The sequence below is a fragment of the Streptomyces sp. GL_140 genome, assembly GCF_057834465.1.
The window spans coordinates 3,434,975-3,454,632 of the sequence record NZ_CM174404.1 but is presented as its reverse complement, the minus strand read 5'-3'; the positions used below and the strand labels follow the sequence as shown (position 1 = coordinate 3,454,632).

Here is a 19,658-nt window from a genome sequence, read left to right as displayed (position 1 = left end):
TCGTTACCTTACCTAATCTTTGACGCGCCCTTTACTCGATAACCACATTGTGAAACGTCGAGGGGGCCCTGTCCTCATGACCTTGACCCCTGGCGGATCAACGCACCCGGTCCTGCGCCTATGGTTGCTCCCAGCACTCCCAGGACCACCCTGCCCCTCGAAGGACAGCGATGCCCGCCAACGAAACCGCCCCTTCCGCCAAGAAGAAGGGACGACGCGCCCGTCTGATCGTGCTCGTCCTGGTCCTGGGGCTCCTCGCGGGCTTCGGCTACGGGGGGTACTGGACCCTGGACAGCGTGCGTGGCTCGTTCCCGCAGACCACCGGCTCCCTCAAGGTCCCCGGCCTTGCCGCGGCCGTGGACGTCAAGCGCGACTCCCACGGAATCCCGCAGCTCTACGCCGACTCCGACGAGGACCTCTTCCGTGCGCAGGGCTTCGTGCACGCGCAGGACCGGTTCTGGGAGATGGACGTACGCCGCCACATGACCTCGGGCCGGCTCTCCGAGATGTTCGGCGCCGGACAGGTCGAGACCGACGCCTTCCTGCGCACGCTCGGCTGGCGCCAGGTCGCGCAGCAGGAGTACGACACCAAGCTCTCGCCTGAGACGAAGAAGAACCTCCAGGCCTACGCCGACGGGGTCAACTCGTACCTCAAGGGGAAGTCCGGCAAGGACCTCTCCGTCGAGCACGCCGCCCTCAAGCTGAGCGACGACTACCAGCCCGAGCAGTGGACCCCGGTCGACTCGGTGGCCTGGCTCAAGGCGATGGCGTGGGACCTGCGCGGCAACATGCAGGACGAGATCGACCGCGCGCTGATGACGGGCAAGCTCTCGCCGGCGCAGATCGACGACCTCTACCCGCCGTACCCCTTCGACCGGAACAAGCCGATCGTCGAGGGCGGCTCGGTCACGGGCGGGAAGTACGCACCCGGGACGGGCTCCAGCAGCTCCACGGGCTCCGGCGGCCAGGGCAGCGCCGTCGGCTCACAGGCCTCCGCCCGGTCCGGCGCGGACGCCACCGGCGCGGACGCCACCGCCGAGCCGACCGGCCTGACGGGCAACGCCTCCGCCCAGGGCGCGACCGTGGGTCTGCGCACCCACCTGAGCGCGCTGGCCGACACCCTCGACCAGATCCCCGCGATCCTCGGCCCGGCCGGCAGCGGCATCGGATCGAACTCCTGGGTCGTCTCGGGCAAGTACACGACCACCGGCAAGCCGCTGCTCGCGAACGACCCGCACCTGTCCCCGCAGCTTCCCTCGGTCTGGTACCAGATGGGTCTGCACTGCCGCACGGTCTCGGCCTCCTGCCAGTACGACGTGGCCGGCTACACCTTCTCCGGCATGCCCGGCGTGGTCATCGGCCACAACGCCGACATCGCCTGGGGCATGACGAACCTCGGCGCCGACGTCACCGACCTCTACCTGGAGCAGGTCCGGCCCGAGGGCTACGTCTACGACAACAAGGTGCTCCCCTTCACCACCCGCGAAGAGGTCATCAAGATCGCGGGCGGCGGTGAGAAGAAGATCACGGTCCGCAGCACCAACAACGGTCCGCTGATCTCCGACCGCAGCAGCGAGATCGCCTCGGTCGGCGTCCGGGCCCCCGTCGCCAGTGCCGCCCCCGACCGCGGCAACGGCTACGGGGTCGCCCTGCGCTGGACCGCGCTGGACCCCGGCAAGTCGATGGACGCGGTCTTCAAGCTCGACCGGGCCAAGGACTTCGCGGGCTTCCGCGCCGCGGCCCGCGACTTCGAGGTCCCGTCCCAGAACCTGATCTACGCCGACAACAAGGGCGCCACCGGCAACATCGGCTACCAGGCACCCGGCCGCGTCCCGGTCCGCGGTGCGGGCGACGGCCGCATGCCGGCGCCCGGCTGGGACTCGAAGTACGCCTGGAAGAGCTTCATCCCGCAGGACGAGATGCCGTACGACTCCAACCCGGCCCGCGGATTCATCGTGACCGCGAACCAGGCCGTGGTCGAGACCGGCACCGGCGCGGGCAAGTACCCGAACCTGCTGACCACCGACTGGGGCTACGGCGCCCGCAGCCAGCGGATCAACGACCTCATCGAGGCGAAGATCAAGGACAGCGGCAAGATCTCCACCGATGACATGCGCACCATGCAGATGGACAACAGCAGCGAGATCGCCGCGCTGCTGACCCCGATGCTGGCCAAGATCAACGTCTCGGACCCGGACGTCCGTTCCGCGCAGAAGCTCCTGGAGGGCTGGAACTACACCCAGGAGAACGACTCGGCGGCCGCCGCCTACTTCAACGCGGTCTGGCGCAACATCCTCAAGCTGGCCTTCGGCGACAAGATGCCCAAGGAGCTGCGCGTCGAGGGCAGCTGCATGAACGTTCCCGAGCAGACGACCGGGCCGGCCGACGACCTCGCCAAGATGGTCCGCGAGTGCGGTACGCGCGGCGCCGACTCGGCGCAGCCGGACGGTGGCGACCGCTGGTTCGAGGTGGTCCGCCGACTGGTCAAGGACGAGAACTCCAAGTGGTGGCAGGCGCCCGCCGTCGGCCGCAACGTGGCGGCCACCACCAACCGCGACCAGCTCTTTGCGCGGGCCATGAAGGACGCCCGCTGGGAGCTCACCGCCAAGCTCGGCAAGGACCAGTCCACCTGGAGCTGGGGCCGGCTGCACCAGCTGATGCTGAAGAACCAGACGATCGGCTCCGAGGGCCCCGGCTACATGCAGTGGCTCCTCAACCGGGGCCCGTGGAACCTGGGCGGCGGCGAGGCCACCGTCAACGCGACCGGCTGGAACGCCTCCAGCGGGTACGGGGTCACCTGGGTGCCCTCGATGCGGATGGTCGTGAACCTCAACGACCTCGACAAGTCCCGCTGGATCAACCTGACGGGCGCCTCGGGGCACGCCTACCACTCCCACTACACGGACCAGACGACCATGTGGGCCAAGGGCGAACTGCTGGACTGGCCCTTCGGCAAGGAGGCCGTGGACAAGGCCACGGTCGAGACGCTGCAGCTGACGCCGTAGCCGATGCCGTAGCTCAAAAGCGCACCACCCCCGACGGGGTGGCCACCGCCCGCACGGGGTGGTCGTGCGGTTCCTCCGGGACCCGCGCGACCACCTCGTTGTCGTAGAGGAGCACCACCAGCGCGGGATGCGCCCCGGCGCGCTCCAGCCGCTCCAGCACGCGGTCGTACGAGCCTCCGCCCCGCCCGAGGCGCATTCCGCGCCGGTCCACGGCCAGTCCGGGGAGCAGCACGGCGTCGGCGCCGGTCACCGCGTCGGGCCCCAGGCGCGGACCGGCGGGCTCCAGGAGGGTCATCTTCCCCGGGTTCGCGGCCTCGGCCAGGCTCCCGGGGCCCTCGTACAGGGCCCAGTCGAGGTCGTTGCCGGGCAGCAGGACGGGCAGCAGCACCCGCTTTCCGGCCGTGCGCAGCGCGTCGAGCAGTTCGCGGGTGCCGGGTTCGGTTCCGATGGAGACGTACGCCGCCACCGTGTGCGCGTCGGACAGTTCGGGCAGTTCACGGGCGGAGCGGGAGAGCGCGCGTGCCGACGTACGAAGACTGTCGGGGGACAAGGCGCGGCGGGCGGCGAGGAGTTCCCGGCGCAGGGCCGATTTGGCGGCCGACGGTGCGGGCCGGGGCTCGGGCGACGGTGCGGGCGGCTGGTTCTCTACCACGCTGGCTTGTACCTCTCTCTGTTGGTACATACCTGATCATGTTCACCTGAATCTCATCTCCGGCAATCCGTTACCGACTATCGTTCGGCCATGACTCTGTTGCCCCCCGTGATCAAAAAGGCCGTCATTCCGGCCGCGGGACTCGGTACTCGATTCCTCCCCGCAACCAAGGCGACGCCCAAGGAAATGCTCCCGGTGGTGGACAAGCCGGCGATCCAGTACGTGGTCGAGGAAGCCGTTTCGGCAGGCCTGGACGACGTGCTGATGATCACGGGGCGTAACAAGCGTGCTCTGGAAGACCACTTCGACCGGAACTACGAGCTGGAGTCCGCGCTCATCGCCAAGGGCGACGACGACCGGCTGAAGAAGGTCCAGGAATCCAGCGACCTGGCCACCATGCACTACGTCCGCCAGGGCGACCCGCGCGGCCTCGGCCACGCCGTGCTGTGCGCCGAGCCGCACGTGGGCACCGAGCCCTTCGCCGTCCTCCTGGGCGACGACCTCATCGACCCGCGCGACCCGCTGCTGCGTCAGATGGTGGAGATCCAGCAGCGCACCGGCGGCACCGTCATCGCGCTGATGGAGGTCGAGCGGTCCCAGGTGCACCTCTACGGCTGCGCCGCCGTCGAGCCCACCGACGAGGACGGGGTGGTCCGCGTCACGGGTCTCGTGGAGAAGCCGGACGCGGCGGACGCGCCCAGCAACTTCGCCGTGATCGGACGCTACGTCCTCAATCCGGCGATCTTCGGCATACTGCGGGAGACCGAGCCGGGCCGCGGCGGAGAGATCCAGCTCACCGACGCCCTGCAGAAGCTGGCCGCCGACGAGAGCGTCGGGGGCCCGGTGCACGGCGTGGTCTTCCGGGGCCGCCGCTACGACACCGGGGACCGCGGGGACTACCTGCGGGCCATCGTCCGACTCGCCTGCGAGCGCGAGGACCTGGGCCCGGAGTTCCGCACCTGGCTTCACCATTACGTCACGGAGGAGATGTAGCACCTTGAGCAAGCCCGACGCACCGCAGGATCCTCGACCGGCCGGCGAGCACCAGCGCCTCTGGTCGGTGGACGAGCACCTCGCGGACGTCCTCGCCACCGTCCGGCCGCTGGAGCCCATCGAGCTCCAGCTGCTGGACGCCCAGGGCTGTGTCCTGGTCGAGGACGTCACCGTGCCCGTCGCCCTCCCGCCCTTCGACAACAGCTCGATGGACGGCTACGCCGTCCGGACCGCCGACGTCCAGGGCGCGAGCGAGGAGTTCCCCGCGGTGCTGACGGTCATCGGGGACGTGGCGGCCGGCAGCGGAGACCTGCCGACCGTCGGCCCAGGCCAGGCGGCCCGCATCATGACCGGCGCCCCGCTGCCGCCCGGCGCCGAAGCCGTCGTACCGGTCGAGTGGACGGATGGCGGTACGGGCGGGGGCGCGGCCTCGGGGATGACCCCGGCCAGCGAGTCGCCCGAGGGCGCCGCCGGCGAGGTACGGGTCCACCGCGCCGCCGAGGCGCGGGCGCACGTCCGCTCGTGCGGAAGCGACGTACAGGCCGGGGACCTCGCGCTCGCCGCGGGCACCGTGCTCGGCCCGCCGCAGATCGCCCTGCTGGCCGCCATCGGGCGGGCCACCGTACGGGTGCGCCCGCGCCCGCGCGTCGTCGTGATGTCCACCGGCAGCGAACTGGTCCAGCCCGGCGAGGCGCTGACGTCCGGCACGATCTACGACTCCAACAGCTTCGCGCTGGCCGCCGCCGCGCGGGACGCCGGTGCCATCGCCTACCGCGTCGGCGCGGTCGCCGACGACGCCGAGACCCTGCGCTCCACGATCGAGGACCAGCTCATCCGGGCCGACCTCCTGGTCACCACGGGCGGGGTCAGCGTCGGCGCGTACGACGTGGTCAAGGAGGCGCTCACGGAGCTCTCCACCGGGGACGAGGGCGTGGACGGCGCCGGAATCGACTTCCGCAAGCTCGCCATGCAGCCCGGCAAGCCGCAGGGGTTCGGCACCATCGGCCCCGACCACACCCCCCTTCTGGCCCTGCCCGGAAACCCGGTGTCCTCGTACGTCTCCTTCGAGCTGTTCGTGCGCCCCGCGATCCGCGCCCTGATGGGCCTGCCCGCCTCCGAGGTCAGCCGGCCGAGCGTGCGCGCGGTCCTGAAGGCCGACAAGGCGCTCGGCTCCCCGGCCGGCCGCCGGCAGTTCCTGCGCGGCAAGTACGACGCCGCGAGCGGCACGGTCAGCCCGGTCGGCGGATCGGGCTCGCACCTGATCGCCGCGCTGGCGCACGCCGACTCCCTGATGGTCGTACCGGAGGACGTCACTTCGGTGGAGCCCGGGTCCGAGCTCGAAGTGGTCCTGCTCGGCTGAGGTCCGGTGGATGCGGGTAGCGTGTTGCACCACACAGGCCCTTGCGGGGCCCGGACGGGAGCGGCACGCACTTATGGCAGCGATCTCCCGGGGGGAAACCCCCGGACCCCCTGAGCAGAGCGGCGCCGGCGGCGCCGGTGGCACCAAGCTGACGCACATCGACGAGGCCGGTGCGGCGCGGATGGTCGACGTCTCGGAGAAGGCCGTCACGACGCGGACGGCACGGGCCAGCGGACGCGTGCTCGTCTCCCCGCGGGTGATCGAGCTGCTGCGCGGTGAGGGCGTTCCCAAGGGCGACGCCCTCGCCACCGCGCGGATCGCCGGAATCATGGGCGCGAAGAGGACCCCCGACCTGATTCCGCTGTGCCACCCGCTGGCGGTCTCCGGCGTGAAGGTGGACCTGACGGTCGCCGACGACGCCGTCGAGATCCTCGCGACCGTCAAGACGGCCGACCGTACGGGCGTCGAGATGGAGGCGCTGACCGCCGTCGCGGTTGCCGGGCTCACCGTCATCGACATGGTGAAGGCCGTCGACAAGGGCGCGGTCATCACCGACGTGCGGGTCGAGGAGAAGACGGGCGGCAAGTCCGGCGACTGGGCGCGCTCGTGAACCCCCCGCGCGGCGGCGAGGTCCACAGCCACAGCCACGGGCCCGAGTCTGCTTCCGTCTCGGCGGCGTCGGCACCGGCACCGGCGGCAGGGCCCGAGCTGCGCGCGCTGGTGGTCACCGCCTCCAATCGGGCCTCGGCCGGCGTGTACGAGGACAGGGGCGGCCCGGTGCTCGCCGAGGGGCTGCGCTCGCTCGGCTTCGCCGTGGACGGCCCGCGCGTGGTGCCCGACGGGGATCCCGTCGAGGCGGCCCTGCGCGAGGGCGTGGCCGCCGGGTACGACGTCATCCTCACCACCGGCGGAACAGGCATCTCGCCGACCGACCGGACCCCGGACGCCACCGCCCGGGTGCTGGACTACGAGATCCCGGGCATCCCGCAGGCCGTGCGGGCCGAGTCCCTGGCGAAGGTGCCGACCGCGGCGCTGTCGCGGGGCCTGGCGGGCGTGGCGGGCCGCACCCTGATCGTGAACCTGCCGGGTTCCACGGGCGGGGTCCGCGACGGGATCGCGGTGCTGTCCCGGGTGCTGCTCCACGCCGTCGACCAGATCCGGGGCGGCGACCATCAGGCGCCCCCCGGCAGACCCTCCGGGAGCACGAGCTGAACGGCCCCACCTGGCCGGTGGTGCTGGCGGACGGCGATGTCACGCTCCGGCCGATAAAGCTGCGGGACCAGGCCGCATGGCGCGAGGTCAACCGGCGCAACCGCGACTGGCTGCGCCCGTGGGAGGCCACGATCCCGCCGCCCGCGCCCTGGGGCCCGGTGGTCCAGCGGCCGACGTACCGCCAGATGGTCCGCCATCTGCGGGCGGAGGCGAACGCGGGGCGCATGCTGCCGTTCGTCATCGAGTACCAGGGGCGCCTGGTGGGCCAGCTGACGGTCGCCGGGATCACCTGGGGCTCTATGTGCGCGGGCCACGTCGGCTACTGGGTGGACCGCGAGGTGGCGGGCCGCGGGGTGATGCCCACGGCGGTCGCGCTCGCGGTGGACCACTGCTTCGCGAAGGTCGGGCTGCACCGGATCGAGGTCTGCATCCGGCCGGAGAACGGTCCCAGCCGTCGGGTGGTGGAGAAGCTCGGTTTTCGCGAGGAGGGGCTGAGGCCGCGCTATCTGCACATCGACGGCGCGTGGCGGGACCACCTCGTCTACGCGCTGACGGTGGAGGAGGTGCGGGAGGGGCTGCTGCACCGCTGGCACCGGGAGCGCCATCCGCACGGCCAGGGCCACGGTCCTGGGGCGCAGCCCTAATGGCGTAATCCTGGGAATCCGATATTTGTTCGAATTCCTTCACTCGGTGACCGATTCGCCCATAACCTGATCCGAAGAATCACAAAAAAAGTCCGTGATATCAGTGAGATCGCGCGACACGCCGTCCCAATTGGCGGATCCCCCCGGCCGTACCCCTCTACGGTGTGGGGTGTGAGCAGCAGCGGCCTCATCTACGCAGTCATTGTCGGGGCCTGGGCCGCCTACTTGGTGCCCATGTGGCTCCGGAGGCAGGACGAGCTGAACGAAGCCCGTCCGACGGAACGCTTCTCCACCGCCATCCGGCTGCTTTCCGGCCGGGCGGGAATGGAGCGCCGTTACGTCAAGGGCCTGCGTGAGCGCGGTGACGAGGAGGCGGGACCCCAGCCCCCCGCGGACCCGGACGCAGCGACGGAAACGGTGAATTCCGTGGACGCCGACGACGTCCGGGCCGTCGTCGTGCCCCCGCCGACCCGCGTCGAGCCGAAAGTGACCGCCTCCGAGCGGGCCGACCGTGCGGAGCGGGCCCGCCGCGAGCAGCGACTCGTCGTCCTGGCCCGCCGTCGGCGCACCACGGCGCTCCTCTTCCTGATCTTCACCCTCGGCGCGGTCGTCGCCGCCGTCGGCGGACTCCAGTACCTGTGGGCCCCTGCCGTCCCCGCCCTGCTGCTGAGCACGTACATCGTGCACCTGCGGGTCCAGGAGCGACGGCGCTACGAGTTCACCATGGACCGGCGGCGCGCCGAAGCGGCCGCCCGCCGGCTCTGCGAGAACCGGCAGCGGCGCCGGCCCGCCGAGGACGCTTCCGCGGCGGGCTCCGACCCGGACCCCGCGCCACCCGTCTCCCCGCAGGAGGCCGGCCGGCGCGCCCTGGTCGAGCAGACGGACCACGCCGAGTGGGTGGACCAGCAGCGCGAGCGCGGCCCGGCCCGCGGTGACAGCTGGGAGCCCGTACCGGTCCCGCTGCCGACGTACGTGACGGCTCCCGTCGCCCCCCGCGCCACCGGCGGCCCCGCGACCCCGGACCCCTGGAGCGCGACCCGCTCCAGCACGGCCGAGCCGACGGAACCCCGCCTGCGCGCCCAGCCCGCCGCCCCCCAGCAGTCCCGCCCGCGAGCCCGCGACGCGGCGCGCACTCCGCTGTTCGACCAGTACGAGGGCGACGAGCGCCCGCGCGCCGCGAACGAATGATCGATGACCTGCGCGGACGCTCCCCGATACCGGTTTTGGAGCACCCGCGCGGGGATGCTAATGTTTCACACGTCGCAAGGGCCTGTGGCGCAGTCTGGTAGCGCACCTCGTTCGCATCGAGGGGGTCTGGGGTTCAAATCCCCACAGGTCCACAAACGACAGTTCACGGGTTGCTCCCGAGAACGTCATGAGATCCCGCTCAGCCGAAAGGCTGGGCGGGATCTCGGCGTTTGGGGGAGCGTCCGAGCAACTGCGCGTGGGCCGCGCCCACCTGACGCAGAAGAGTCCGCCGCCGTCGCCGGTGACCGCGTTCGTGGGGTGCGGAAGGCCCGGTGGGCCGGCCGGGTGGGCCGGTAGGGCCTGCCCGGCCGGATGGATGCGGTCAGGCGGGGAGGAGGGGCTTGGTCATGCAGCGGCTGGAGTCGTGGAAGCGGTAGTGACCGAACTTCTCCGACAGGGCGTAGCCCGAGGACAGGTACAGGGCGATGGCCTCCGGCTGTTGGTCGCCCGTCTCCAGGGCCATGCGGGTCCGGCCGGCCGCGCGGGCGTCGGCTTCCAGCTCGGCGAGGATGCGGCGGGCCAGGCCGAGGCCGCGGGCCTCCGGGACCACGTACATGCGCTTGAGCTCGGCGTCGCCGTCCGCGTAGCCCTCGTCGTTCGCGTCCTGGCTGCGCCAGCCGCCGCTGGCCACCGGTGTGCCCTTTGCGTCGTAAGCGAGGAGGTAGAGACCCCTCGGTGGAGTGAACATCGCCGGGTCGAGGTATGTGACATCGCCCTCGCCGTCGTAGCGCTCCTGGTACTCGGCCTGCACTTGGTCGTTGAGCTTGACCGCGTCCGGGTGGTCGTACGACACGGCGCGGAGCTGGATCCCCTGAGACATTCGAACATCGTACGGAACCCTCCCGCTATGGTGCAGGGATGCTCACTGTGACCTCCGTGAATGTGAATGGGATCCGCGCCGCCGCCAAGAAGGGGTTCTCCCCGTGGCTCGCCGGATCGGACGCCGACGTCGTCTGCCTGCAGGAAGTGCGGGCCGAGGAGGGGCAGATTCCGGAGGAGGTGCGGGCGCCCGAGGGGTGGCACACCGTGTTCGCGCCGGCCGCCGCCAAGGGACGGGCCGGGGTCGCGCTGTACACGCGCCGGGAGCCCGAGCGGGTGCAGGTCGGATTCGGGAGCGAGGAGTTCGACGACTCCGGGCGGTACCTGGAGATCGACCTGCCCGGTGTGACCGTGGCCAGCCTCTACCTGCCCTCCGGCGAGGCCGGGACCGAGAAGCAGGACGAGAAGTACCGGTTCATGGGTGAATTCCTCACCTACCTGCGGGAGCTCAAGGTGCGGGCCGCCGCGGACGGCCGCGAGGTCGTGGTCTGCGGTGACTGGAACATCTGCCACCAGGAAGCCGACCTGAAGAACTGGAAGACCAACCGCAAGAACGCCGGCTTCCTGCCCGAGGAGCGCGAGTGGCTCGGCGAGGTCTACGACTCCGCGGGGTACGTGGACGTCGTGCGCGCCCTGCACCCCGACACCGAGGGACCGTACTCCTGGTGGTCCTACCGCGGGCGGGCCTTCGACAACGACGCCGGCTGGCGCATCGACCTCCAGGTCGCGACGCCGGGGCTGGCGGCCAAGGCCGTGAAGGCCTTCGTGGAGCGGGCCGAGACGCACCCCGAGCGCTGGTCCGACCACGCGCCGGTGACCGTGGTCTACGAACTCGGTTCCTGAGCCGGGCCGGGGCCCTGGGCCCGCTGCTGTGACGGCGGGCGCAGACGGTCCATCGCCATCGTGAGCTCGGCCTCGACCACGCTCTTCGCCAGGGGGCGCAGGCGCACGACCGCCTCCTCGGAGATGTGCGTGGAGATGAGCTCGGTGAACAGGGCCGCCATCGCGTCCGCGTGCTCGCGCACCCGGCGGCCCGTCTCCAGGACGGCGGACAGCGGTACGCCCTCGCTGACCAGTGCCGAGGAGACGTCCAGCAGTCGGCGGCTGACGTGGACGATCTCCTCGCCGTCGGCGGCCAGGTAGCCGAGGTCGAGCGCGGCCGCCAGGTTCTCCGGGGTGACCTCGCCCTCGAAGTAGTCGGCGAGGGTCTCGGGCGAGAGCCGGACCGGGGTCTCCTCCGACCAGCCGATGCCGAGCAGCTCGCCGAGCTGGCCGACGTCGCGGCCGTTCTCGAAGGCGACGGTCAGCTCGGCTATGCCGCCGAGGGTGTGGCCGCGTTCCAGCAGGGCGGAGATGGTGCGCAGCCGGGCCAGGTGGTGGTCGTCGTACCAGGCGAGGCGGCCCTCGCGGCGGGGCGGCGGCAGGAGCTTGCGCTCCCGGTAGAAGCGCAGGGTGCGTACGGGTATGCCGGCGGCCTCGGCCAGCTCCTCGGTGCGGTATTCGCGCACTGTGTTCCTTGCTTCCGTCGTACGTGCTGTGTCCTGCGTCGCGTTGTCCGGCACGTGCGCAGCCTAGGGCGTACCCGCAGTAACTTTCCTGGCGCGACCCCTACCCATGAGTACGGGGCTGCTCTACTCTCCCGATTGTGCCAGTGATTGCTGGCAGCGTTGGCATCCGAAGGCGGCGGGCATGGGCGGTGGCATGGACGGGCGCGAGCACGTACGAGTGGCGGTGATCGGCTCCGGGTTCGGCGGGCTGGGCGCCGCCGTGCGGCTTCGGCGGGAGGGGATCACCGACTTCGTCGTCCTGGAGCGCGCGGACTCCGTCGGCGGCACCTGGCGCGACAACAACTACCCCGGGTGCGCCTGCGACGTGCCCTCCCACCTCTACTCCTTCTCCTTCGCGCCCAACCCCGACTGGCCGCGGACCTTCTCCGGGCAGCCCGCCATCCGGGAGTACCTGGAGCACGTGGCCGACACCTTCGGACTGCGCCGCCACATCCGGCTGAACCACGAAGTCCGGATGATGCGCTGGGACGCCGAGGAGATGCGCTGGGACATCGAGACCTCGGGCGGGGAGTTCACCGCCGACGTGGTCGTCTCCGCCACCGGGCCGCTGTCCGACCCGAAGATGCCGGAGATCCCCGGGCTCTCCGGCTTCCCCGGCAAGGTCTTCCACTCCGCCCGCTGGGACCACGACTACGACCTGCGCGGCAAGCGCGTCGCCATGATCGGTACGGGCGCCTCCGCCATCCAGATCGTCCCCGCCATCGCGCCCGACGTGGAGCGGCTCACCCTGTTCCAGCGGACCCCGCCGTGGGTGATGCCGCGCACCGACCGGGCGATCACCGCCGTCGAGCGCTGGCTCCACCGCCAGCTGCCCTTCACCCGGGCGGCGCGCCGCGGGCTGCTGTGGGGGATCCGCGAGCTCCAGGTCAGCGCCTTCACCAAGCGGCCGAACCAGCTCGGGCTGATCGAGTCCCTGGCCAAGGCCAACATGGCGCGCTCCATCAAGGACCCGGAGCTGCGGGCCAAGCTGACGCCCTCGTACCGGATCGGCTGCAAGCGGATCCTGCTCTCCAGCGAGTACTACCCGGCGCTCGCCCGGCCCAATGTGGACGTGGTCGCCTCCGGGCTCAAGGAGATCCGGGGCTCCGTGCTGGTCGCCGCGGACGGGACCGAGACAGAGGCCGACGCGATCGTCTTCGGCACCGGCTTCCACGTCACGGACATGCCGATCGCCGACCGGGTGGTGGGCGCGGACGGCAAGACCCTCGCGGAGGTCTGGAAGGACGGGATGCAGTCGCTGCGCGGGGCCACCGCGGCGGGCTTCCCGAACTGGATGACGATCATCGGGCCGAACACCGGGCTCGGGAACAGCTCGATGATCCTGATGATCGAGTCGCAGCTCAACTACATGGCGGACTACATGCGGCAGCTCGACGTCCTCGGTGGAAGCAGCCTGGGGGGACGGGTCGCCCTCGCCGCCAGGCCGTCGGCCGTGAACGCGTGGAACCGGCAGGTGCAGGCCCGCATGGAACGGACGGTGTGGAACACCGGCGGCTGCACCAGCTGGTACCTGGACGCGCAGGGTCGCAACACGACCGTCTGGCCGGGGACCACCGGGGCGTTCCGCCGGGAGACGCTGGGCGTGGACCTGGCGGAGTACGAGGTCGTGCGCCATCGGGAGCGCGTGCCGGTGGTTGCCGCCGGCGGGGCGAAGCGGGGTCGCGCCAAGTCGGCGGGTGCGGCACCGCTGCCGGGGGCTCTGCCCCCGGGCCCCCGCGCCTCAAACGCCGGTGAGGCTGGAATTGCCGAGGCCGGCGTGACCGAAGGGGGTGTCGCGTGAGTCGGCTGACGCATGTGGTCGCCGGGCCCTACGCTCCGCCCGTCGCCCGTCGGGAGCTGGTCGCCACCTCCGACGACGGCTCGCGGCTGCACGTGGAGGTGCACGGGGAGGACGGGGCTCCGGCCGTCGTGTTCGCGCACGGGTGGACCTGTTCCACCGCCTTCTGGGCCGCGCAGATACGGGCCCTGGCGGGCGGCCACCGGGTCATCGCCTACGACCAGCGCGGCCACGGGCGCAGCCCCGCCGCCGCCCGGTACTCCACCACCGCCCTCGCCGACGACCTGGTCGCCGTCCTGCGGGCCACCCTCGCCCCCGGTGAGAAGGCCGTCGTCGCGGGCCACTCCATGGGCGGAATGACCGTGATGGCGGCCGCCGGCCGGCCGGAGTTCGCCGAGCACGCCGCGGCCGCGCTGCTGTGCAGCACCGGCAGCGGCCGTCTCGTCGAGGAATCGCTGGTCCTGCCGCTGCGGCCCGGCCGCGCGAGGACCCGTATCACCGGGGCGGTCCTCGGATCCCGGGCGCCGCTCGGGCCCGTCACCCCCGTGGCCCGCAAGGTGCTGAAGTACGCCACGATGGGCCCCGGCTCGGCGCCCGGGAAGGTCGAGGCCTGCGCCCGCATCGTCCACGCCTGCCCCACGAAGGTGCGCCACGCCTGGTCCGAGGTGCTGGCCGGGCTGGACCTCGACGCGAACCTGGCCGCGCTGACCGTGCCCACGGCCGTCATCGGCGGCAAGAGCGACCGGCTGACGCCGATCGTGCACGCCCGGGGGCTGGCGGCCGCGCTGCCGAACTGCGTGGGGCTGACCGAGCTGACCGGGATGGGGCACATGACCCCGATCGAGGCGCCGGAAGCCGTCACCGAGGCCGTGCGCGAGCTGGCCGCCCTGTACCTGCCCACCCCGCAGAAGGAGAAGACGCCGTGAGCGCTCGCAGGAGTCTGGAAGGCCAGGTCGCCGTCGTCACCGGCGCGGCCCGGGGAGTCGGCGAGCTGCTGGCCCGCAAGCTGTCGGCGCGCGGTGCGAAGGTGGCCCTCGTCGGTCTGGAGCCGGAGGCCCTCAAGGAGGTCTCCGAGCGGCTGCACACCGACAGCGACCACTGGTACGCCGACGTCACCGACCACGAGGCCATGGCCCGGGTCGCGCAGGAGGTCAAGCAGCGCTTCGGCAAGGTGGACATCGTCGTCGCCAACGCGGGCGTGGCCTCCGGCGGGCCGTTCGCGGACTCCGACCCCGACGCCTGGCGCCGGGTCATCGAGGTCAACCTCATCGGCGGCGCCGTCACCGCCCGCGCCTTCCTGCCGGTGCTGATGGAGAGCCGCGGCTACTTCCTCCAGATCGCCTCGCTCGCCGCGATCACCCCGGCGCCCATGATGACCGCCTACTGTGCCTCCAAGTCGGGGGTCGAGGCCTTCGCCCACTGCCTGCGCGCCGAGGTCGGCTACAAGGGGGTCAAGGTCGGCGTCGGCTACCTGTCCTGGACCGACACCGACATGGTCCGCGGCGCCGACCGGGACGAGGTCATGCGCGAGCTGCGCCAGCGGCTGCCGTGGCCCTCGAACCAGACCTATCCGCTGGGGCCGGCCGTCGACCGGATCGTGGCGGGCATCGAGCGGCGCTCAGCGCACGTGTACGCGCAGTGGTGGCTTCGCGGCATGCAGGGGGTCCGCGGCTACCTGCCCGGGATCATCTCGTCAGTCGGACAGCGCGAGATGAAGCGGTTCGAACCGCGACTGGCCAGTGTTTCCAAGGGGCTTGTGGGGGCCGGCGGGGCGGCGGACGAGCAGGAGCGCACTCGGAGCCGCTGATCGTAATGCGAGGAATGTCCGGTTGTGTAAGCCTGGTCGAGGCCTCATACCCGCACACCCCTTCAGGAGTGAACAAGCATGGGCATCAAGGACCAGTTCCAGGACAAGGCGAACCAGCTCGCGGAGAAGGCGAAGGCCGCGGCGGCCGGTCGGCAGGACGAGGCGTCCGAGCGCGCCGCGCAGGCTGCCGATCAGGTCGAGGACAAGGCCCGCGACACGTTCGACGAGAATTTCGACAAGTAGGTCCTACCGAAATATCGAAGCACCGAAGCACCGAATTGCCGGATTTGCTGAAGCGCTGAGGGGCGCGACCCGCCGTTCCCGGGTCGCGCCCCTTCCGCACGTCCTGCGCAATCACCGCTACGGGATCACCGCGGCGGCAGCTTCGGCCGCCGCCGGTCCGGTACGTCCGTGTAGCCGGGGGGCACCGCCGCCGGGTCCTGTTCCAGCAGCTCCAGCGCCAGGTGCACGGCGTCGTCCAGCTGCGCGTGCCGTCCCTCCGCCCAGTCGAGCGGGGTGCGCAGGACCGGCAGGTCCGGTTCCACGCCCTGGTTCTCGACCGACCAGCCGTACTCGGGGAACCAGGCCGCGTTCATCGGCACCGTGATCACCGTGCCGTCGCCGAGGGTGTGCCGGCCGGTCATGCCGACCACCCCGCCCCAGGTGCGCTGGCCGACGACCGGGCCGAGCCCCAGTAGCTTGAAGGCCGCGGTGATCATGTCCCCGTCGGAGGAGGTCGCCTCGTCGGCCAGCGCCACGATCGGGCCCCGGGGCGCGTTGGAGGCGTAGGAGACCGGCTGCGCGTTGCGGGTCAGGTCCCAGCCGAGGATCGAGCGGGTCAGCTTCTCGATCACCAGCTCGCTGATGTGCCCGCCCGCGTTGCCGCGTACGTCCACGATCAGGGCCGGCTTCGACATCTCGGCCCGCAGGTCGCGGTTGAACTGCGCCCAGCCGGAGCCGCCCATGTCGGGGATGTGCAGGTAGCCGCACTTGCCCTCGCTGACCTTGCGGACGACCGCGCGGCGCTTGGCCACCCAGTCCTGGTAGCGCAGCGGCCGTTCGTCGATCAGCGGCACGATCGCGACCCGGCGGGAGCGGCCCTGCCCCTCGGCGGGTTCGAAGGTGAGCTCCACGGTGGTGCCGCCCGCCGCCGACAGCAGCGGGTACGGGCCGGCCACCGGGTCCACGGGCCGGCCGTCGACGTGGGTGAGGACGGCGCCCTCCCGGATGCCGGTGCCCGCGAGCGGGGAGCGGGCCTTGGAGTCGGAGGACTCGCCGGGCAGGATCCGGGCGACGACCCAGGTCCCGTCGCGGGGGACGAGGTTGACGCCGAGGAGGCCGATGGCCCGCTGGTAGTGCGGCGGCCCCTCGTTGCGGCGCGCGGGGGAGACGTAGGCGTGCGAGGTGCCGAGCTCGCCGAGGACCTCGCGCATCAGGTCGGCGAACTCGTCGGGGGAGGCGACCCGTTCGACGAGGGAGCGGTACTGGCGCAGCACCCCGTCCCAGTCGATCCCGCACATCCCGGGCTCCCAGAAGTACGCGCGGATGAGCCGCCCGGCCTCCTCGAAGGCCTGGCGCCATTCGGCCGCCGGATCCACCTCGTGCAGGATCCGCCGCAGGTCCAGGTAGACGGTGGAGTCGCTGTCGCCGGACTCGGTGGCGGGGACCGCCCGCAGGTCCCCGTCGTCGTTGACGACGAGCCGGGTGCCGTCCCCGCTGACGGCGAACCAGTCCAGCCCGGAGGCCAGTTCCGTCTTACGGGCCTTCGTGATGTCGAAGTGCTCCAGCGTGGGCTTGCCGCTGGTGTCGGCCGGGTTGGCGAAGGTCTCGCCGAGCGCGCCCGAGATCGGCCAGCGCAGCCACACCAGCCCGCCGCCGCTCACCGGGTACAGGGCCGAGTACTTGGACGCCGCCACCGGGAAGGGGGTCACCCGGCTCTCCAGACCCTCCACCTCCACGGTGACCGTGCCGTCGCCCGAATCGCCCTCGGTCGGGTCGAGTCCGCCCGCCGCCGGGCGGCCGTCGGGGGTGAACGCGAAGGGAGAGGGGGTCGCCGAGGAGAGCGGCACCAGGTACGGGCGGCAGCCCAGTGGGAAGGACAGGTCGCCGGTGTGCACGTCGTAGACAGGGTCGAAACCGCGCCAGGAGAGAAAGGCGAGGTAGCGGCCGTCCCGGGTGAAGACCGGGTTCTCGTCGTCGAAGCGGCCGTTGGTGACGTCCACGATCGTGTGCTCGCCCGGTCCCGTGATCCGGGCCATCTTGATCTGGCGCAGGGAGCGTCCGATGCCCGGGTGCGACCAGGTCAGCCAGCAGCCGTCGGGGGAGAAGGCGAGGTCGGTGACGGGCCCGTTGTCGGACCGGATCAGCTCGCTGGCCTCCCCGTTGGACTCTTCGGTCGCGTCGATGAGCAGCAGTCGTCCGTCGTTGGAGGCGATCGCGAGCCGTTCCCCGTCCGGATCGGAGAGCAGCTCCAGTACGCGGCCCAGCTCGCCCGAGGCCAGCCGGCGCGGCTCCCGGTCCCCGGAGGCCCGGGGCAGGTAGGCGATCTCGATCGCGTCCTCGCCCTCGGCGTCCGTCACGTACGCCACCTGCCCGCCGCTGCCCAGCATCTCGGGCAGCCGGACCCGTACGCCCGGGGTGTCGGCGATGGTGCGGGCGGGGCCGTCGCGGTGCGTGAGCCAGTACAGGCTGCCGCGGACGACGACGGCGCTGGCCCGCCCGGTGGCGTCCACGGAGAGCGAGTCGACGTGGCTGGCGGCCGGGACCTGGTAGGTGCGGCGTCCGGCGCGGGGGCCGCCCAGGCGGACCTCCAGCTTGCGCGGGGAGGCGTCCGGCGCCAGGGAGTCGACGATCCACAGGTCGCCCGCGCACTGGTAGACGATCCGGGAGCCGTCGCTGGAGGCGTGCCGGGCGTAGAACTGCTCGTGGTCGGTGTGCCGGCGCAGGTCGGTGCCGTCGGGCAGGCAGGAGTAGAGGTTGCCGATGCCCTCGTGGTCGGAGAGGAAGGCGATCCGGCCCGCCACGAACATCGGGGAGTCCAGGTGTCCCTCGATGCCCTCCAGCAGCCGCTCGCCGTGCAGCCACAGCCGCCCGGTGGCGCCGCCGCGGTAGCGCTTCCAGGCGGCCGGCTCGTGCGGGGGCTTGCCGGTCAGCAGCAGGGTGCGCCGCTCTCCCGCCCCCTCCCCGTCGCGGGCGTCCTCGTGGACCGCGATGTCGGAGACGGGCCCCCAGGGGAGCCGGCCGCCGGGGCTGCCGTCGGTGGGCAGGCTGTAGGCCCAGGAGTAGTAGGAGAAGGGCTGGGCGTGGGAGGAGACGGCCAGGATGTCGCTGCGGCCGTCCTTGTCGGGCGGGGTCCAGCCGCAGACCCGGGTGTCGGTGGAGCCCCAGTAGCTGAGCCGGCGGGCCGGGCCGCCCTCGACGGGGGCGAGGTGGATCTCGGGGTCCAGGCTGCGCCAGGTGGTGAAGGCGATGTGCTTGCCGTCGGGGGAGAACCGGGGGTGGCCCACCCGGGTCCGGTCGACGGTGATCCGCCAGGCCCGGCCGGCGGGCTCTCCGGGAGGAACCAGGGGCGCCACCCAGAGGTCGTCCTCGGTGGCGAAGCACAGCAGATCGTCGTGGATATGGGGGAACCGGAGGTACGCCGCGTCGTGACTCACCCCCCAATGCTTTCCGCGGGGAGGGGGGCTGGCAACTCGTACAGGTGATCCATGGGGGTGTCGGGGCGGCTCCCGGAGTGACCGACACCACTGCCGAAGCGAAACGGAACGGTTTCGTTTCGCTTGCCTCGGGGGTATCGTCTTACGAGTACGAAACGGTTTCGTTCGGATGGGCAAGGTCGGGAGGAGACGCCGAGATGGTCGAAGAGGTCATGTCGCGCCGCAGCCGGATCACCCCCGAGCGGGAAGCCGAACTCCACGGGGCGGTCCTCGACCTCCTGCGCGAGGTCGGCTACGAGGCGCTGACCATGGACGCGGTCGCCGCCCGTACGAAGTCCAGCAAGGCCACCCTCTACCGCCAGTGGGGGAGCAAGCCCGAGCTGGTCGCCAAGGCCCTGCGCTGCACCCAGCCGGTCTCCCTCCGGGAGATCGACACGGGCAGCATCCGCGGGGACTTCGCCGTCATGGTCGAGAACTCCGACGACGCCCAGATGGCGAAGGACACCGCGCTGATGCGGGGTCTGACCCATGCGGTCCACGAGAGCCCGGAGCTCCACAAGGCGCTGCGGGAACTGCTGGTCGACCCGGAGATCACCGGTCTTCACGCGATGCTCCAGCGGGCGGTGGACCGGGGAGAGATCGCCGCGGGCTGTCCGGCCCTGGCGTTCGTACCGCACATGCTCATCGGGGCGTTCATCGCGCTCCCGCTCATCGAGGACCGGTCCGTCGACCGGCGTTTCCTCGGTGACTTCATCGACGCCGTGGTCTTCCCCGCTCTCGGCGTCTGATCTCCCCACACCGTCCGGTCCCCACACCGTCCGGCCGAGCTGTCCCCGCGCTCGATTCCTGCTGCCTCTGACACGCCGCTCTCGTCGTCGGACCGGCATTCCATGCCCTGATCCATCCCACGACCCGAA

The 19,658-nt window shown here is 71.6% G+C and carries 17 protein-coding genes and 1 tRNA gene; 14 read left to right on the top strand and 4 right to left on the bottom strand.

The window, feature by feature from the left end; genetic code table 11:
• The first annotated feature begins 170 nt into the window (after window positions 1–170).
• Window positions 171–3,005, top strand: a complete 2,835-nt coding sequence (locus AC3IYJ_RS15970; protein WP_489401946.1) for a penicillin acylase family protein — start codon at window positions 171–173, stop codon at window positions 3,003–3,005.
• Between the two features lie 13 nt (window positions 3,006–3,018).
• On the opposite strand, the gene AC3IYJ_RS15965 is transcribed toward AC3IYJ_RS15970, so the two are convergent.
• The gene (locus AC3IYJ_RS15965; protein ID WP_489401945.1) at window positions 3,019–3,657 is read right to left on the bottom strand and encodes a 5-formyltetrahydrofolate cyclo-ligase; all 639 of its coding nucleotides are present in this window, start codon (window positions 3,655–3,657) and stop codon (window positions 3,019–3,021) included.
• Between the two features lie 90 nt (window positions 3,658–3,747).
• Here AC3IYJ_RS15965 and galU point away from each other — a divergent pair, with 90 nt between their 5' ends.
• The 7 genes from galU (at window position 3,748) to AC3IYJ_RS15930 (ending at window position 9,206) form a co-directional block, all read left to right on the top strand.
• Window positions 3,748–4,650 (top strand): UTP--glucose-1-phosphate uridylyltransferase GalU, encoded by a 903-nt coding sequence (gene galU, locus AC3IYJ_RS15960; RefSeq protein ID WP_489401944.1) that lies wholly within the window; start codon window positions 3,748–3,750, stop codon window positions 4,648–4,650.
• Window positions 4,651–4,654: 4 nt separating this feature from the next.
• Window positions 4,655–6,010 carry a molybdotransferase-like divisome protein Glp gene (gene glp / locus AC3IYJ_RS15955; protein WP_489401943.1) on the top strand — a complete coding sequence of 452 codons (1,356 nt, stop codon included), beginning with the start codon at window positions 4,655–4,657 and terminating at the stop codon, window positions 6,008–6,010.
• Window positions 6,011–6,083: 73 nt separating this feature from the next.
• Window positions 6,084–6,620, top strand: a complete 537-nt coding sequence (moaC, locus tag AC3IYJ_RS15950) for a cyclic pyranopterin monophosphate synthase MoaC (protein WP_371616267.1) — start codon at window positions 6,084–6,086, stop codon at window positions 6,618–6,620.
• Window positions 6,617–7,222, top strand: a complete 606-nt coding sequence (locus AC3IYJ_RS15945) for a MogA/MoaB family molybdenum cofactor biosynthesis protein (RefSeq protein WP_489401942.1) — start codon at window positions 6,617–6,619, stop codon at window positions 7,220–7,222. The genes moaC and AC3IYJ_RS15945 overlap by 4 nt, the downstream gene beginning before the upstream one ends.
• Window positions 7,223–7,239: 17 nt before the next feature.
• Window positions 7,240–7,866 (top strand): GNAT family N-acetyltransferase, encoded by a 627-nt coding sequence (locus AC3IYJ_RS15940; protein WP_489401941.1) that lies wholly within the window; start codon window positions 7,240–7,242, stop codon window positions 7,864–7,866.
• A gap of 171 nt (window positions 7,867–8,037) precedes the next feature.
• Window positions 8,038–9,054 (top strand): divisome protein SepX/GlpR, encoded by a 1,017-nt coding sequence (gene sepX, locus AC3IYJ_RS15935; protein ID WP_489401940.1) that lies wholly within the window; start codon window positions 8,038–8,040, stop codon window positions 9,052–9,054.
• Window positions 9,055–9,132: 78 nt separating this feature from the next.
• Window positions 9,133–9,206, top strand: a tRNA-Ala gene (locus AC3IYJ_RS15930).
• A 230-nt stretch (window positions 9,207–9,436) separates the two neighbouring features.
• Here the strand turns inward: AC3IYJ_RS15930 and AC3IYJ_RS15925 are convergent.
• A complete protein-coding gene (locus tag AC3IYJ_RS15925; protein ID WP_489401939.1) occupies window positions 9,437–9,934 on the bottom strand; it encodes a GNAT family N-acetyltransferase in 498 nt (165 codons plus the stop codon).
• 38 nt (window positions 9,935–9,972) lie between these two features.
• Here AC3IYJ_RS15925 and AC3IYJ_RS15920 point away from each other — a divergent pair, with 38 nt between their 5' ends.
• Entirely contained in the window at window positions 9,973–10,776 is an 804-nt protein-coding gene (locus AC3IYJ_RS15920) for an exodeoxyribonuclease III (RefSeq protein WP_489401938.1), read from the top strand.
• On the opposite strand, the gene AC3IYJ_RS15915 is transcribed toward AC3IYJ_RS15920, so the two are convergent.
• A complete protein-coding gene (locus AC3IYJ_RS15915; RefSeq protein WP_489401937.1) occupies window positions 10,758–11,441 on the bottom strand; it encodes a MerR family transcriptional regulator in 684 nt (227 codons plus the stop codon). The two genes, AC3IYJ_RS15920 and AC3IYJ_RS15915, sit on opposite strands and share 19 nt — an antisense overlap.
• Before the next feature lie 193 nt (window positions 11,442–11,634).
• Between AC3IYJ_RS15915 and AC3IYJ_RS15910 the strand changes: the two genes are divergently transcribed.
• From AC3IYJ_RS15910 to AC3IYJ_RS15895, 4 genes are all read left to right on the top strand, one after another.
• Entirely contained in the window at window positions 11,635–13,281 is a 1,647-nt protein-coding gene (locus tag AC3IYJ_RS15910) for a flavin-containing monooxygenase (RefSeq protein WP_489402834.1), read from the top strand.
• Window positions 13,278–14,204 carry an alpha/beta fold hydrolase gene (locus AC3IYJ_RS15905; RefSeq protein ID WP_489401936.1) on the top strand — a complete coding sequence of 309 codons (927 nt, stop codon included), beginning with the start codon at window positions 13,278–13,280 and terminating at the stop codon, window positions 14,202–14,204. Before AC3IYJ_RS15910 ends, AC3IYJ_RS15905 begins: the two co-directional genes overlap by 4 nt.
• Window positions 14,201–15,085: an SDR family oxidoreductase gene (locus AC3IYJ_RS15900; RefSeq protein WP_489401935.1), complete on the top strand. Its 885-nt coding sequence runs from the start codon at window positions 14,201–14,203 to the stop codon at window positions 15,083–15,085. The genes AC3IYJ_RS15905 and AC3IYJ_RS15900 overlap by 4 nt, the downstream gene beginning before the upstream one ends.
• A 78-nt stretch (window positions 15,086–15,163) precedes the next feature.
• Window positions 15,164–15,328, top strand: a complete 165-nt coding sequence (locus AC3IYJ_RS15895) for a hypothetical protein (RefSeq protein ID WP_489401934.1) — start codon at window positions 15,164–15,166, stop codon at window positions 15,326–15,328.
• 125 nt (window positions 15,329–15,453) lie between these two features.
• On the opposite strand, the gene AC3IYJ_RS15890 is transcribed toward AC3IYJ_RS15895, so the two are convergent.
• Entirely contained in the window at window positions 15,454–18,741 is a 3,288-nt protein-coding gene (locus tag AC3IYJ_RS15890; protein WP_489401933.1) for a S41 family peptidase, read from the bottom strand.
• 197 nt (window positions 18,742–18,938) lie between these two features.
• Between AC3IYJ_RS15890 and AC3IYJ_RS15885 the strand changes: the two genes are divergently transcribed.
• Window positions 18,939–19,529, top strand: coding sequence for a TetR/AcrR family transcriptional regulator (locus tag AC3IYJ_RS15885; protein WP_489401932.1), 591 nt, complete (start codon window positions 18,939–18,941; stop codon window positions 19,527–19,529).
• Window positions 19,530–19,658 lie beyond the last annotated feature (129 nt).